This window comes from Pedobacter jaeyakensis, from assembly GCF_054461315.1.
Window position 1 is genome coordinate 1,143,165 of the sequence record NZ_CM136921.1, and the last position, 16,080, is coordinate 1,159,244.

Genomic DNA, 16,080 nt, shown 5'->3' on the forward strand with positions numbered 1-16,080 from the left:
TCCTGTTGTGGAGTTTAAATTCCATGGCAGCGGAAGAGCCGTATGAGAATTTTATCAGAGGTACACTTAAAAAGAATGATTCTTTGTTTGTAAAAGATGAGAAATTCAGAAACCCCGAGTTTACCTGGTCTGATATTACCAATATTTCCGTAAAGAATGCCATTACCTTGAGTATTTTGAATGAGCAGGAGATACAAAAGAGCTTTAAGCTGAAGGTAATCCTGAAGGTGGAATATTTTAGTACCCCTACGCAGGACGTTCCGACCATAATAGATTCCGTAAACCTAAACGTGAATTACGAAAAGGGTGCCGGAAAAGAATACAAGGTGAGCGATGACTATCGCTTTACGGACGGATACTACGTGAAGGTATATGTTATTGATGCCGTAAGTAAGGAGCTTGGCAGCGAACTTCCTGATATCTTTCAATTGAGCAGCAACATTGTAATTGACCGGAAGTATAAGTTTGTGCCATTGATGCCCATTAGTTTAACCGGCACCTTTGTGACCGGGCAAGGGAAAAGTGGTGGAGGCGGCATGCAGCGCTTAAGCAGTGGCGGAACGATAAATAGCAACACACAACTACAGTTGACCTGGAACCCGTTGCCATCTGGTGAGGAATATGACCTGGAGTGGGTAACGCTTGACAAAACTCCTGATAACACAACTGCTTTGGATGCGTTGGTCAATAACACCTATAGCAGTGCTGATACCGAAGTAGCTAAGTTTTTTAAGAATAATGCAACCAGGGTTACGGTAACAGTTCCAAGTTACCTGATATCGCTAATGTACAATGCAGATATAATATTGGTACGGATACGACAAGTTTCTTACACTGTTGATGGGTTAAGGGTTGAGGGGGTATGGTCATATAAGCAGGACAGTCCCGTTAAATATACCGCCTGGGCGCTCAACTGGCACGAATCAAAAATGAACTGGCAATATTCGGCCAGTTTTGCCGAAGAGGGTAAAAAGAAGGAAGTTGTCACCTATTTCGATGGTTCGCTTAGGGGCAGGCAAACTGTTACGTTGAATAACGCGGAGAATGTGGCCGTTGTACAGGAGAATATTTACGACCAGTTTGGACGTGCGGCAGCAAGTATTTTACCCGCGCCGATAAAAGAGGGAGTGACTTTTCAGAACCTCCATTACTTTCAAAAATTTAACCAGAACTCCTTAGGACTTCAGTATAGCTTTTCTAATATCGGTGCTGCATTTTGCGAAACGCTGCCTCAAATTTTGAACGTGGCATCAGGTGCTTCGAGGTATTATTCTGCAAGCAGCGATTTCAAAAATGATGCAACAAGGCCATTTAACAAATATATCCCGGATGCTGGCGGGTACCCTTTGTCGGTAACCCAATACACCGCAGACAATACTGGAAGGATCAAGTTGCAAGGTGGCGTTGGTCCGGCTTTTCAGCCTGGAGTTGCCGATAGCCGCGTAACAAAATACTATTATGGCAAGCCAGAGCAGTGGGAACTCGATAGAGTTTTTGGTAATGATGCCGGTTTCGCAGATCATTACCTTAAAAACATGGTAGCCGATGCGAATAAGCAGATCAGTGTAAGTTACCTTAATGCAGCGGGTAAAACAGTTGCTACTGCCCTTGCAGGTGGCAATCCGGCTAATTTAGATGCGCTTGGATCTATGCCATCAGCACTTTCTGACACCGTTCAGTTGATCAGTCCGGCTAAGTTTGTATACAACAGTACAGCATTAACGTTAAAAGCCAGTACTACTCATCTGGCAGCAGTAACCGGCGCGGTTAAACTTAAATATAACATAGAACAATTGATTAGCAGGTATCCGGGCGGGGCTTTTCAGCCATGTAGTAACTGTTATTATGAATTGAAGATTAGGGTGGTTGATGATTGCCAAACTGAAATTTATACCAATTCCAGTGTGATCAGCATCGGCTCAAAAACAGCTGACCCTGCAAAGACCAGTGGTTATGAGGGATTTGTTGACCTTACATTTGCTAAAATAGGGGAATATCATATTAGCTTTGAGCTATCGCTGAACAGGGATGTCATCAAGTATTTTACCGACGAGTTCGTTGCGCAAGGACAAACTGCCGGAGCGGTAAAGAAGGAATCTGATTTTATCCTCAACGAACTGAACCTGAGTTTAGACAACTTTAAAAACTGCCTTGCCGATTGTAAAACGGCCGTAGAAAAGCTGGGAACACTTGCCGACTTTAAAAGCATGTTTAACACCAAGCTAAGAACAATGGGGGTTGATTCAGTGGCTTATCAAGGCTACATCAGTGGCTTACATGCTACGCTATTGAGTACAGCACAGGCATTGCAAAGCAGCTGCGGATCTTCATTAAGTGTTTGTGATCAATACATGATACCAATGCTGGAGGACGTCTCTCCTGGAGGACAATATGCGTTATTTACTGCTGCCGGTGCTCCGCTTGAAACAGAATTAAATGTGTTGTATGCCAAATTTCGTAATGCTTTTCCTATAAAGCCCGTTACAGATTCTGTTTACAAGGCACACTTGGTGACGTTTGAAAACGGCAGTCGGAATTCAGCAAATGATACCAGTTTTACATTAGCCGATCTGGTAAAATATTGGAGACCAGAATGGGCATCAATGTTTTTAGAATATCATCCTGAATATTGCAAATTACAGTTCTGTTGGGCCAACAGTGCGTCAAACAACTGGGATGAGAAGCTGAGACAAACAACTACAGCGGCAGGAGTGCCAGCGGTAACTACAGGCTCACTAACGTACAGTGATACCAACAGTGCATGGTTACTCGCAGCAGATCCTTTCTTTGCCACCGGAGGAGCAGGAAATAGCTACGCCAGCTCGATGTCGGCCGATCTACTTCAATACAGTTCCCGTATCCTAAAATTAAACGATTATGTTTCTTCAGCAACTGTAAAAGGACTATCGCAATACGTAGATTATCAGTTGTACTGTGCAGACTCTACAGCAACTACAAATCAGAATGGTTCAACTTCTTATTCCGTGAGGTGGAACAGCTGTGCTAAGGTTGCCGCGTGCAGGGTAATTGACAGAGAATGGCAATCGTATAGAGAAAGTTACCTTGAGTTGAAGCAAAAGTATTATGAATTGGCACGCGGTGCAACCACTTGTGGAAGTGCCTGTGAAGTAGGCGTAGCACTGAATATAACCAGTCCCGGAAGCGGATCTCCAGGCTGTTCATTTGGATTGGGGCTTGGGTCTACAGGATCTCAGATAGCCGCTAATAAATTCGTAAAATATGACTACGCTGCAAACTCAAAATATACCTATACGCTGGTTTCGGGGGTTGCAGATGTAAAACCTCCAAATCCAGATGCTTGTGTTTATGCAAACCCGACGTTTTACACCTGTTTAACCGTGACGCTCTCAGACGGCCAAACGAGAAGTTTTTTCAACATATGGTTATTTACCTGCGTTCAAAGAATAAGCACAAGTGGTTGCTATATTTCTGCGGACGTATATGTAAATTCTCATCCTACTAGTAATACTTACCGCGTAAATTATGCCTGTAACCCATATACAATAACTATCATTAGCGGTAGTCAATCAACAACACCAAGCTTTCCTTCTTGTAGTTCCTACAATTCTTCAACTGCTTATTACGACTGCTATTCCGTATACGAAGAAAACGGTGCTGTACATTTTTACAATAGTGTTTGGGTGCAAATCTGCTATGATTATTATGGCAGCAGTACCTGCAGGATGATGAATACTACGCAAGTAGCGGATTCGACAGCAGCCAGGAGCAGTACATCAGGTGAAATTTTAATGTTTGATGCCGGAAATGGAAGTAATTACAGTATTAAGGAGCAAAAACTTTCGAAATCCAATAATGCCCCAGCATCAAAAGAAAACTACGGTAATTACGAGTTTAAGGAATATTTTGTTATACAAACTGTGCCAAACACTTTCGTAACATTGAGAGATGTTTGGGTAGCAGCTTTAGAAGAGTCCGATACATTAAGTAACCAAATTGCCGCTAAGGGTGTTGAGCAGAACTTTACTACAGGATGTTCAACCCTTCTACCATTAAAAACTTCTAGATTTAGTACTGTAAATTATTCAGGAACCTTAACCACATCGGCTGGTCAGACCTATAACAACCTGGAACTGGATTTGTACAATTCCGTTAAATCGACATGCGACAGCAATGCAGTGGTTTGGATGGATAGGCTATCAGCAGGTTTAACTGCAATCGGTGCTTCCCAGGCACAGAAGGATTTATTGAAATCAAAGCTTATCCAGATCTGTGCAGCAGGTGGAGACATCAGCCACCCATTTGGGGCCAGTAGCTTCGCAGGCAATACCTATATTATGGTAAATGGCGCGCAGTGCCGGAATTTTGGTGATGTGATCAAGGCGGTAGCAACTATAAGTACATTTACAAACGAGTTGAACCCTTGGTTGATTGACGCACCATATCCGTATAGTCCTGCACATGTTTCAGCAGAAAGGACCCTGACCAATACCACCCAGTCGATTTGTACAAAATTGACTGCTTTACGCCCTGGCGGATACACTGATCTCCAGTTTTACAATTACCTGCAAACGCAATACGGAACAGCCATGAAAATGACTTATGCTGATTTCCAGGTATTGCTAAAAGGCTGTGTGAATTGTAAGTTCTTACTGGATAAAGACATTACTTTACCATTGTTCCTGGAGGAAAATACAACAACTTGCATTACTAAGACAGACTATAATAATGCGATTGCGGCAATGAACACTGCTTTTGGCAATTCCATCAATACGTCGTCATCCAATTACCAATCTATATTATCAAACTATCTGAATTTCAAATGGGGATTTTCTTTAAGCTACGACAGGTATAAAACTTTTGAGGCCAGCAGTGATACACAATTGTGTAATGAAGCGCCATATTCAGAGATCATTATACCTCCATATGGCTGTCAGAAAGAGGCCATTGAATTTGCAGTTGGAAATGGTAAAAAGCAGTATGAATCCTATATCGCTGAAGAACGGAGAAAGTTTGAGGTGGCGTATGTGGCCACTTGCGCTGCTGCGAAAGCAAACGTACGATTGCTAATGCCACAGCAACTTTATCATTACACGCTATACTATTACGATCAGGCGGGTAACCTCGTAAGAACAGTACCGCCAGAAGGTGTGAACATTTTCAGCAAGAGCGAAACACAGCTTGTAGATAAGGCGAGGAATTATACTGCTACCGACTGTACCTATAGTGGGCCCGGTACAGACGCAAACAAGCCTGTGGCGCTGCAAAGTCTTTCCAACACTTTAGCCTACGCAGGCAACGCCGCAGTGGAGCTTTGGTTGTACCAAAATAGCAACTCATCAAGACAGATGATTGTGAGTACACCAGATACGAAGTACATGTTCCAAACTTGTATAAATGGAAATTTGCTAAATGTTGATGTGTATACCCTACAGGCAGTTACCAGCGGAGTAAGCATTACCCTGTCCAATCACGTAACAGCAGATATCAGTAGTATTAACCCGATACTGCCGTGGACACATGTGGTTGTACAAGGAAATAACCTGGGATCTGGAGCACTGCAATTGTGGATTAACGGAAAACAGTATACGCCTGTGGCAGGAGCACCCTCTGCAGGTTGCAGCTGGACGATCAGCACCTCGCCATCTTTAGTAATGCCTGAGAACATTTCCACGTTAAAGCACATGAGGCTTTACACTGGAAGACTAATGACTGCACAAGAGATCAAAACCAATGCGGAAAGCGGATGCTTTGCACCAGTGGATTTGGCTGCAACCTGGTACCGGTTTAACGTTCCTGCTGCTGGCAGTGCAACTACCATCGCTGCAAACAGTACTTTAGAGACCCAGTATAAAGCGATTTACCCTGCGCACAATTTGGTGACTACCTATGCTTACAATAGTACAGGTCAGGTGATCAGACAGCAAAGCCCGGATGGAGGCACCAGCAGGTTCTGGTATGATTTGCTGGGTAGGCTGATCATTTCACAAAACGCAAAGCAAGCTCCAGGAAATAAGTACAGTTATACGAAATATGATGTAATAGGCAGGATTACCGAAGTAGGAGAAAAAACAGTTAGCAATGCTACGCTTACCTCGCCAGCTCAGCTGGAAACCCCAGGTTACCTGGACAATACTTTTTACACGGCTTTCCTTTCTTCCGGTACAGATGCCCAGTTGACGCAGACAGTTTACGATGCTGCACCGGCAGTAACAGGAGGCGTGCCTTCGGGATTAACACAGAACAACCTGCGCAAGCGTATAGCTGCAAGCATTTACAGGGAGAATGCTGCTGCAACGAACATCAATGCCAGCTATTACGACTATGATTTGAGCGGTAATGTGAAAACACTTTACCAGCAGGTATCTGGCTTAGGGGTTAAGAAGATCGGTTACGAATATGATCTGGCCAGCGGCAAAGTGAACTTTGTAGGCTACCAGCAAGGACAGAACGATGCCTTTTACTATGGGTACAAATACGATGCAGAGAACAGGCTGACCGAAAGCTGGTCGGCCGTACAGGCTACTGTTTCCAGTTACGGAATAGGGAGCAGTTTAGACAATACCACTAAGAAACTGGATGCGAGTTACAGCTATTACCTGCATGGGCCATTAGCCAGAATGGAACTGGGACAGGCCGGTGCCAAGGCACAAGGTATGGACTATGCCTATACTTTGCAGGGCTGGTTAAAAGGGGTAAACGGGAATGCGCTGTCTGCCAATGCAGAACAGGGAGCAGACGGAGCTAACAATGTCGGCAGGGATGCTATAGCTTACAGTTTGGGTTATTACCCGGGCGATTACAGCCCGATTGGTGGCGGCTCGGCTTATGGCATGAGCTGGCAAACTGGAGGCACGACAGGGGCGGCACTTTACAATGGCAACATCAGTACAGGTACAGTTGCCATAAAGGGCATTGCCTCAAACAATCCAACGGGTTACAGTTATGGTTACGACCAGCTGAACAGGCTGACCAGGATGCGCCAGCATGACTTAAGTAACGGTACTACGACCTGGAGCAGTACCAGCATCAATAACAAATACAGTGAGAACTACAGCTATGACGGGAACGGGAATATCCTGAGCCTGCAACGCAACGGCCCTACCGCAAACACGGTAATGGACCAGTTGGGTTATAGTTACAACAGGGACGGCAGCGGAAGATTGGTTAATAACAAACTTAGCCAGTTAACAGACGCAACACCTGGCACGCCAAATACGGGGGAACTGGATGGTCAAAGCAACTACGGCTATGATGGCATTGGTAACCTGATAGGTGATACTAAAGAAGGCATAACAGCTATTGAATGGAGTGTTTACGGGAAGATCAGAAGCATAACCAAAAGCAGCGGAAACATCAGTTACAGCTATGACCCCTCGGGCAACAGGGTAAGCAAGCTATCGGGTGGTATTACCACCTGGTATGTGAGGGATGCACAAGGGAATGCGCTGGGTGTTTACGACAATACAGGAAGTGTTACCAACTGGCGAGAGCAGCAGCTGTACGGCAGTTCGAGAATCGGGATGTGGCGGCCTGAGCTAAACATAGGTTCTGCTGCAGGAAGCAGCATCTGGAACACGGCCAATAAGCGGAACTATGAACTGAGCAACCATTTGGGCAATGTACTGGCCGTGATCACAGAGACCAGAACACTGACAGGCGGCTTACAGGAACCGACAATAGTTAGCGCGCAGGATTATTATCCGTTTGGGATGGTACAGCCGGGCAGGAGCGTAACCACTTCAGCCTACAGGTATGGTTTCAATGGCAAGGAGAATGACAATGAGGTAAAAGGCACAGCCAACCAGCAGGATTACGGGATGAGGATCTATGATCCGAGGGTTGCGAAGTTCTTGAGTGTGGATCCGATTAGTAGAAACTACCCAGAGCTTACTCCTTATCAATTTGCCAGTAATTCTCCCTTACAGGCTGTTGATTTAGATGGATTAGAAGCCGCACCGCCTGAAAAGGGAAAAAAGAACTTGCTTATTGTTGTTCAGGGATATGCAGGTCCTCCATTTACGAACGAAACCCAGACTAAGAACGCTGGGATAAGAAATTCAGCCTTAGGATCTGATAACGATCTAGGCACCTTAGGATCAACTCTAGCCAAAAAATTTGACGATTTACAAGTGGTTACATTTGCTTCGTCTAAAAATGATATAACGCCGAAAGATATTTCAGCCACAATAAAGGCATTTAAAAAGGCCAATCCGCATGGTCAGATAATCGCTGTTGGTCATAGTTTAGGTGGTGAAAATCTAGTGACTGCACTATCCGATATCCCATCAACAAAGATTAATTTGCTAATTACATTGGATCCAAGAGGAAGTGGGCTAACCCATTGGCAGACTAATACCGATGTTGGTAATAATGTCAGTAATGCAATAAATTATTATCAGGACGCCTTAGGAAACATATCTGGCTCAAAGTTGAATTTCGCCGATGGAGTAAAAGGAAGGAACATTCACGTCAAGGGAAGCAGTCACACTGATATTGATGGTGACTTAAAACAAGTTGTAGAAAAGCAAGTGTCGAATTTTTTAGATAGTACAAAGACGAAAAAGCCTTAAATTTAATTAAGTGTTTGAAAAATGGAAATGGAAAAAAAATACAACTACATAAAGGAGAAAATTAATTATTTTACAGGTTTCTTGCTTGTATTTAATTGTTTTTTATGGTTAACCAGTAGAATAATCTTTTTTGAGAATATATATCACAAAATAAATGAACATGTAATCCCAGATTTTGGGATGATTTTTCTATATCTATTGCCATTTATTAATTTTATAGTTTTATTATTTTTCATTTTATTTTCAATCTTTAAAAAGAAAGGTATCCGTGAATATACCGTGCAATGTATGTATCTATTGTTTTTGATAATTTATCTAATGTCAAATTATGTACACTTAGTTATTGATTATAGACATTGAAAATCTCCATAGTATATGATTAATTCAAAAATGTTGTCCGCGATATTTGTCGGTTGAGTAATACTAGTTCTGGAAAGTAAAACAATTAACAGTAAAAATGTGGTAAATGAATTAAACTTTGTGGCTTGTCAATAAATGCTAAAAAGTAATTCAGGTAGATGTCCTTTTTTAGAATTTCCATGATATCAATTTACACAATCAAAGATAATTAAATATGAGTTTAAAGGGTTATAACCCTTTAAACTCATATTTAATGCGTAGTATTTAGGGTTATAACCCTAAATGTGTCTTTACTTCTTAACCTTCTTTGGCAACAGCAACTCGTTTTGCTGCAACTCACTTAAAAGGGAATAGATGAAATTGGCATTATTGTTATCAGTTTCCAGGTCATCGAAAGACAAGAATGCACTTGCGCGCTCAAAGTCTTCATTGGATGTTTTAGATATGCTGATACGACTCCTAAGCAATTGTTCTGAACAAGCCCATAGCGCCAAATAGCATTTTTGATAGTGCTGCGGCAACATCCTGAGCATGGTCCGCCTGGTGCGTATTTTAGGCGCACCGCGCCAGGGGAAAAAGCGGTTAAAGGTTTTGTTAGCGAGATCAATTGCCTTTTCATCAGGGTTGGCGTCAACACCCTCCATTTTATTCCTCAGCTGAAGGTTATACCTGGCTACCGACAATAGCTCCAAAGACTGCATCATCACTTTAATATGAGGATCATCAAGTATTGACAATAGCCTCAGCTCCACCTCAAAAGAGCATATCTCTCCAAATTCATCTACGTCGCAAACGGAAGCTGGACTTACCATGCCTTTCAGATCTGAAAGTTCATCATCCAAGGCAATTAAGAAGCAGACTTTTATAAATTCCTGCTTCATAAATCCAATGATAAATACAACGGATTCTATGATTCTTTGTTCGTGCTTTTTCATCACTCCTCCTCCTGCTCGGTCAATTTGATCATCCTGTTTAAAATTTGCCGGATCACCCTTCTGCTTGCACGCGTGGGAGAACGAAACTTCACGTAGAAGCTATGACCGGAAAGAGCTCTTTTGCCCGTTTTACTGGTCGTGAACAGGTTGGCCAGCAAATCACAAAATTCCTTTTTTCCATCCGGTTTGAGCACATCAGTATCTACCAATAATCGAAAAAGATACGAAAGTGGATCTACTGCCAGCAGACTGTGGATTTTAATACGGGGTATTGGTTCGGGTGGTGCAGCCATCCTGGCTTCCAAAAAATTGCTGAGTAAAGAGCATACACATTTCCTGTTCACGTCGAAATGAAGCTTTTTCTTCCGGTAGGATGGATTTTTGAACCTTTTTTCATAACTTTTTATGATCCACTGAGCCTCAGTATTAGTCGATGCGTTTTTCAAGTTTTGCTCAACTATTTGTGAATAATATTTAAAAAAGCCATCGGTATTGAAATTCATGCTCAGCAATAGCTCGATCAGTTCTTCTGTTACATCTCCTTGCGTGATTTCTAAAAGAGTCGTCATTTCTTCCTGCAGATTGATCAAATAATTGATTTTTCCATAAGTACAGCGTTTTCTTTCGCTGACGTCTCTGATGGGGTGGAGGATCACCTGCTGCAATTCGGGATCAACTTTTCTGTCATAGAATGCGTTTGCCTGAATGCGATAGTTTTCCATTATTCCTGCCAAACTTTTGTTGAAACTGCAATTCGCCATGAAAATGTCTCTTGCTGCGAAGTCAGCATATTTTTCCTCAATCACTTGCAGCATGTCGTCCAACGCGCGCTTCGCTTCATTCAAAAGCAGTTCGTTATCCGGCGGCAGATTTTTTAGTTTATCAGCAGCGTTCAACAGGCTGATGCATTCCGACTGAATGCCCCGCACGCTGTCCCTCAGGTAACAACGGTCAAACGGGCAACGATAAAGGAACTCCAGCTGGTTCAGTAGTTCGTTGTTCACATCAGGAATGATGATTTTCCAGGTGGAGATTTGCTGGGGCGACAAGGTATGTTTCTGCGGATCCAGGTCGTGTTTGATCAGTGTTCTTAATAAGTGCGTTCTCATAATGGGTTTATTTGGCCTAAGTATTGGGTGTTTGAAATTTTTTTACGGTCAACAGAAAATGTGGCGAGGTAGACATCAAGCGGTTTACCCACGGAATCCGGATTGAGTTTAAACGTGTGGAATTCGGTAGCCCGGTTGGCGCCACCGATAAAGCCATCACAAAACTGCTCCTCGCGGTTGTAAAGGGCGACCAGCATCTGGTCGATGTACTGCGTTCCTTTTACCGCATTTTTATCCCAGGTGAAATGCAACTGATCGGAGCTGACAAAGCTGACTGCCGGATTCTTAACCATAGGCAGGTTTCCGGAACTGATGACCATTTCGTCGTAAGCAATTTGCAGATCTGGAAATGACCCACTAAAAACTTTGTTATAAATTGCAGAAAGCCCAGCTGCGATCTCCGTTTTGTGAACGGCGAGATTGGTAAAGCCAATGGTGAGGAAGGGATGAAAAGGGATCAACCAGTCGTTCACGAACTTGAACTTCTCCAGGGCAGCAAGCTGTGCCGCGCTGCGGGGTTTTTGGGTTGGATGTTCTTTCGCCTCTTTCAGGTATGGGACACCTTTCCATACGCCTCCGATAACAGGTCCGATTTTTCCGGATACAGGGCCAAGCAGGCCGGATTTTAATTTTGCCATGATTTTTTAGGTTTAAAAGTTAGAAAATTTGGAGTCTTGCATACGCCTGGCATAGCAAGAACACTGTTTTTTGATAATAATCGGCCTTTAAACCCTGTTTTCTTTGTGTATACACAGAGCCAACACAGAGCAAAGACAAAGCAAACAGCCAGAAAAGACAGATTTTTCTTAGGGCCATATCGAAGGTTCCTAAGCTCATCCCCGAAGAGATTTAATGGAATTTTACATGTTTTCATTTTTTTTTGATTTAGTGGTTAAGCCGTATTGGCTCAGCAAACCTAAGGTGCTAAATCGTTGATTGCAAGCCCGTAAGGCCTAATCATACACAAGTGTACACTTATACACGCAAGTTTACAGATACGCACACAAGTGTACACTTGTGTATTTTGAAAGAAAATGGCGTAAATTCTTCTGAGCCTATCCTCAAGATATTTTATTTCCTCTTGATTAATTTATTTAGTATTTATAGTTTTATGTTACTATGGTAAATTTTTCAATTAACACTCAATATTATGACAGCTCTCCAAAATTTAAGCTCTTCCAGATCTGTAAAATACGCTGACCTATTGGTCCGGATTCCGCTTTCAATAGTAGGCGGTTACTTCATCGCCTCACTGGGAAGATGGAAATCATTTAATGCCCTAATGGAAAGCAAAGCTTTCCTGGTGCTATGGCTCGTTAATGCTGTGGCTGCGTTGCTGATCATTACCTACATCCGTTGGGTTACGAAAAAGTTAGACAGGAAATTTGTTTGGGATACGGATGCGCTGAGCCGTCTCTTACTGCAGTTTTTGTTAGGCTGGGTCGTGTCATTTGCACTGGCATTTTTGCTTGGCTCTTTAATGTACCGGCCTGGGGATTCCATGTGGCAAACAGGTTGGATATCGCTATATGGCTTGTTGGATGGATTGATGCTGGCCGTTGTGAATTTTTATTATATTTTTTGGTTTTTTGCAGAGCGGGATGGATTTTTTAGGAAAAAAGAAATTTTCCGGGATCCAGCGGAGTTGTCCGATCCGATTCTTTTCGTAACGACGAAAGAAAGAAATAAGGTATATCAACGGGCAAGTGGTGTTGTAGAAGTAAATCGAAGTTTGGTATCTATTTTCAGGGAATTGCCTCCCAGTGAATACCTTCTCTTTCCAAAAAATGCAATTATCAGAATAGACAATATCCTGCGCGCAGAAGAAATCCCAACTGGTGGTGCGAACGCCATCATGAAATATCCGGAAGGACATAAAATTTACGTAAGTGAGCGGCAAAAATTTATGTTAAATGGCTTTTTTTAAACCTTAAAAGATTCGCAATGCCCTTAAAGAGCACTGCGATCAGAGATTATTACTTAACTGGTGTATAGATAACCTGCTGGATGGCAAATTTCTTTACAGGTACGGAATTGCTATCTACCAATTGGTTGAACTGGGCGTTCATCACCCATACGTCTTTGCCGTTCATTGTTGCTGTAGCAGGATAAGTAAACCTGTCGGTAACCAGGGTAGATGCTTTCACTTTTGCAGTTTGCCAGTTATCGCTGCTCGTCAGCTGAAAAATTTTATCAGTTCCTCCGTTGACCACAACATTCAGGGTATTGTTATCGGTTAACAGTAATCCGTCTGCACCCATAAAGTATTGGTCTGTCATTACCCTGGTTACTTTTTTTGGATCTTTTAGGTCAATTTTAAAAAGCTGTCCTTTGGAACTGTTGTCGACAATTAAATAGCCAGCCGGGTGATAGACAATTCCATTCAGTCCTACTCCTTCGGTCTTGAATTGCTCATCTTTCGCGAATAATGTGGCTTTGCCGCTGGCATCCACTTTATAAACGGCTCCGGCAAAGCTATCGGTGATGTAGGCATTGCCCTGTCCATCAAAGGTCAGGTCGTTGGCAAAATGTTTACCGGGCACCAATAGGGATAAATCAGTATCGGAAAGTCGCTTTCCTGACTTCAAATCCACACTGATCAGCCTGGCCATTTTCATGCGCGTTGCCGGATTGGTGTATTTACTGTAGTTGGCATCCGAAACACAAGCGAACAAACGTTTGCCATCGGGGTGGACTTTCATTCCGTAGGTCGACCTCAGGGTACTGTCGGCATGCAACACGCTATAAGCTCCCTGTGGAGTTACCTTTCCAATTTGTCCCAATCTGGCAGAGGACACGTAATAAACGTTCGCAGTTTTATCAAACGCTATGCCTTCCGGATAAGTTTCCAGGGCATCAAATTCTATTCTCGGCGATGGTTCAGGTTTTGCGGCTGCAATAGCGCTCACCGCTATTGAGGTGATGGCGATGTATTGTAGTAATTTCATGTTAATTCGTTTTTTTAACTGCGTAAATGTTCCCCCCGGCATCATCAGCAATGTAGATGGTGCCGTTTTTTGTAACGGTAATCCCGGTTGGTCGGCCAAAACGCGACTCACCCTGTAAAAAGTCCGTTAAGAAATCTTCTGCCTTCACTGCTTTTCCATTTTCGAAATGTATTCTTTGTACTTTAAATCCCACCGGTTTTTCGGCATTCCAGGAGCCATGCCAGGCCACCAGCCCGTCGCCGGCCCATTCTGCAGGTATATTTGCCGCGCCGCGGAAAAAAGTAAAGCCGATTGGCGCCATATGCGCGGTCAGTTCAAGCACAGAAGGTTCTGTATTTTTAACGACGGCTTCTTTGGTGTTGCCTGCAGGGTCTTCGCGACTCTTATCTACTTCCTGCTTGCCGTAGGCGTAAGGAAAGCCGTAGTCTGCACCTTTCTTGATCTGGTTCACTTCTTCAGGCGGCCATTCACTGCCTTTGGCATCACCGCCATTGTCAACGCCCCATAATTCTTTGGTTTGAGGATGCCAGTCGAAGCCAATCGTATTTCTCAGTCCGCTTGCATAAATGCTTCGGGACCAGTCTTTAGGGTCAACCTGCAGGATCACGGCTGTTTCTTTATCGCTTTCTTTGCAATCATTACATAGGGAACCTACACTGATATAAAGCATGCCATCCGGTCCGAAATCCATGGTGCGGTTGGGATGCTGTCCGCCATCAGGTAAATCTTTAATTAAAGTTTCTCCGGCCATGGCATCTAAAGTACCATCTGGCTTTACCGGGTACCGGCGTACTTCATGGCTGTTGCAGAGGTACATCCAATTGTCCTTCATGGTGATGCCATGTACGCCTTTAAAGTTTGAAAGCACGGTGACTAAATTTTCAAATTTACTGTCGCCATCTTTGTCCTGCAGCAGGAGTACATCACCGCCATCGCGTCTGGTTACGTACACGTTGCCTTGCGGACTGGTATACAACATGCGGGGCTTACCCAATCCTGATGCAGCTATGCTCACCTGCCATCCCGGAGGTGTTTTGAGCAGTTTTAACATTTCCGGTTTGAAGTCCATCACCTGAGCATACTTGGTTACAGAAAGGGATTTCGTGACTTCTTTAGGCGGAATTCCGCGTTGTGCCAATGCATGGTTAGCAGCTAGTGCCAGACTGAGCATCGTGGGATAAAGCAAATAATTTTTCATAGGTAGATGAGGTATTTGTCCGTTTAACAACCAATTTTTGATAAGGTTTTGCCTATTCTGTTGAACATAGGAAGTATTGTCTGAAACCAATTCTCATCAAGCGTGTTAGTGATATACCTATAAAATCTACTGACGAAAAATATTATTTATGAAAAACACCAATCAATATGCCTTAATTACCGGCGCAACAAGCGGTATAGGTTTAGAACTCGCAAAATTATTTGCGGCAGACGGGTATAACCTGGTTATCGTGTCCAGGGAACAGGACCATCTGGATGCCACTGCTGCCGAGCTGAAAAAGCATGGGGTGGCGGTCACTACTTTCGCTAAAAACTTATTTGATCTTGAAGAGGCCTTCGCGCTTTATGCCGATTTGCAGTCGCAAAATATCAGCATCGATGTGTTGGTCAACAATGCCGGGCAAGGCGTTTACGGAGAGTTTGAGGAAACGGATATCGACAGGGAACTCGACATTATCAATTTAAACATTTCTTCCCTGGTGGTGCTGACCAAATTGTTTTTGAAAGACATGACGGAAAGGAATTCGGGAAAAATCTTAAATACAGCTTCGATTGCGAGCAAGACCCCGGGGCCATGGCAGGCGGTATATCATGGAACAAAAGCATTTGTACTGTCCTTTACGGAAGCCATTCGTGAAGAGTTGAGGGATACAGAAATCACCGTAACTGCGCTTATGCCAGGCGTAACCGATACCGACTTCTTTAACAAGGCCGATATGCAGGACAGCAAGGCGGTGCAGGACAAGGATGCGATGGCAGATCCGGCGGATGTCGCGAAGGACGGCTACGAAGCGCTGATGGCGGGTAAGGATAAAGTGATCTCCGGACTTAAAAATAAGCTTCAGGTTGGAATGGGAAATCTGATGCCTGACAGTACCGTTGCCCATCAGGTTTATGAACAGCAAAAGCCGGTTGATCAATAAATAGCCTTATGGTATCGTCATGCGCAGGTACACTT

8 protein-coding genes are annotated in these 16,080 nt (G+C 43.5%); 3 read left to right on the forward strand and 5 right to left on the reverse strand.

From position 1 onward, the window contains the following. The first annotated feature begins 23 nt into the window (after window positions 1-23). Entirely contained in the window at window positions 24-8,552 is an 8,529-nt protein-coding gene (locus ACXZ1K_RS05280; protein ID WP_458972338.1) for an RHS repeat domain-containing protein, read from the forward strand. Window positions 8,553-9,202: 650 nt separating this feature from the next. On the opposite strand, the gene ACXZ1K_RS05285 is transcribed toward ACXZ1K_RS05280, so the two are convergent. Genes ACXZ1K_RS05285 through ACXZ1K_RS05295 form a run of 3 tightly spaced genes read right to left on the reverse strand, consistent with a single transcriptional unit; the run spans window position 9,203 to window position 11,594 of the window. Continuing rightward, window positions 9,203-9,793: a hypothetical protein gene (locus ACXZ1K_RS05285; RefSeq protein WP_458972339.1), complete on the reverse strand. Its 591-nt coding sequence runs from the start codon at window positions 9,791-9,793 to the stop codon at window positions 9,203-9,205. Between the two features lie 53 nt (window positions 9,794-9,846). Beyond that, on the reverse strand, window positions 9,847-10,956 hold the full coding sequence (locus ACXZ1K_RS05290) for a hypothetical protein (RefSeq protein ID WP_458972340.1): 1,110 nt from the start codon (window positions 10,954-10,956) through the stop codon (window positions 9,847-9,849). After that, window positions 10,953-11,594 (reverse strand): DUF6266 family protein, encoded by a 642-nt coding sequence (locus tag ACXZ1K_RS05295; protein ID WP_458972341.1) that lies wholly within the window; start codon window positions 11,592-11,594, stop codon window positions 10,953-10,955. The genes ACXZ1K_RS05290 and ACXZ1K_RS05295 overlap by 4 nt, the downstream gene beginning before the upstream one ends. A gap of 512 nt (window positions 11,595-12,106) precedes the next feature. Here ACXZ1K_RS05295 and ACXZ1K_RS05300 point away from each other — a divergent pair. Further along, window positions 12,107-12,883, forward strand: a complete 777-nt coding sequence (locus ACXZ1K_RS05300) for a LytTR family transcriptional regulator DNA-binding domain-containing protein (RefSeq protein WP_458972342.1) — start codon at window positions 12,107-12,109, stop codon at window positions 12,881-12,883. Window positions 12,884-12,932: 49 nt separating this feature from the next. On the opposite strand, the gene ACXZ1K_RS05305 is transcribed toward ACXZ1K_RS05300, so the two are convergent. Continuing rightward, window positions 12,933-13,904 carry a gluconolaconase gene (locus tag ACXZ1K_RS05305; RefSeq protein WP_458972343.1) on the reverse strand — a complete coding sequence of 324 codons (972 nt, stop codon included), beginning with the start codon at window positions 13,902-13,904 and terminating at the stop codon, window positions 12,933-12,935. Window position 13,905: 1 nt separating this feature from the next. Then, on the reverse strand, window positions 13,906-15,102 hold the full coding sequence (locus ACXZ1K_RS05310; RefSeq protein WP_458972344.1) for a PQQ-dependent sugar dehydrogenase: 1,197 nt from the start codon (window positions 15,100-15,102) through the stop codon (window positions 13,906-13,908). Window positions 15,103-15,250: 148 nt separating this feature from the next. Here ACXZ1K_RS05310 and ACXZ1K_RS05315 point away from each other — a divergent pair, with 148 nt between their 5' ends. Further along, on the forward strand, window positions 15,251-16,045 hold the full coding sequence (locus ACXZ1K_RS05315) for an SDR family NAD(P)-dependent oxidoreductase (RefSeq protein WP_458972345.1): 795 nt from the start codon (window positions 15,251-15,253) through the stop codon (window positions 16,043-16,045). The last annotated feature ends 35 nt before the right edge of the window (window positions 16,046-16,080 follow it).

Bases quoted from the DNA above. Each gene is read 5' to 3' on its own strand.
- ACXZ1K_RS05310 (WP_458972344.1), bottom strand. From the start codon at position 15,102: ATGAAAAATTATTTGCTTTATCCCACGATGCTCAGTCTGGCACTAGCT.
- ACXZ1K_RS05295 (WP_458972341.1), bottom strand. From the start codon at position 11,594: ATGGCAAAATTAAAATCCGGCCTGCTTGGCCCTGTATCCGGAAAAATC.
- ACXZ1K_RS05300 (WP_458972342.1), top strand. From the start codon at position 12,107: ATGACAGCTCTCCAAAATTTAAGCTCTTCCAGATCTGTAAAATACGCT.
- ACXZ1K_RS05315 (WP_458972345.1), top strand. From the start codon at position 15,251: ATGAAAAACACCAATCAATATGCCTTAATTACCGGCGCAACAAGCGGT.
- ACXZ1K_RS05285 (WP_458972339.1), bottom strand. From the start codon at position 9,793: ATGAAGCAGGAATTTATAAAAGTCTGCTTCTTAATTGCCTTGGATGAT.
- ACXZ1K_RS05305 (WP_458972343.1), bottom strand. From the start codon at position 13,904: ATGAAATTACTACAATACATCGCCATCACCTCAATAGCGGTGAGCGCT.
- ACXZ1K_RS05290 (WP_458972340.1), bottom strand. From the start codon at position 10,956: ATGAGAACGCACTTATTAAGAACACTGATCAAACACGACCTGGATCCG.
- ACXZ1K_RS05280 (WP_458972338.1), top strand. From the start codon at position 24: ATGGCAGCGGAAGAGCCGTATGAGAATTTTATCAGAGGTACACTTAAA.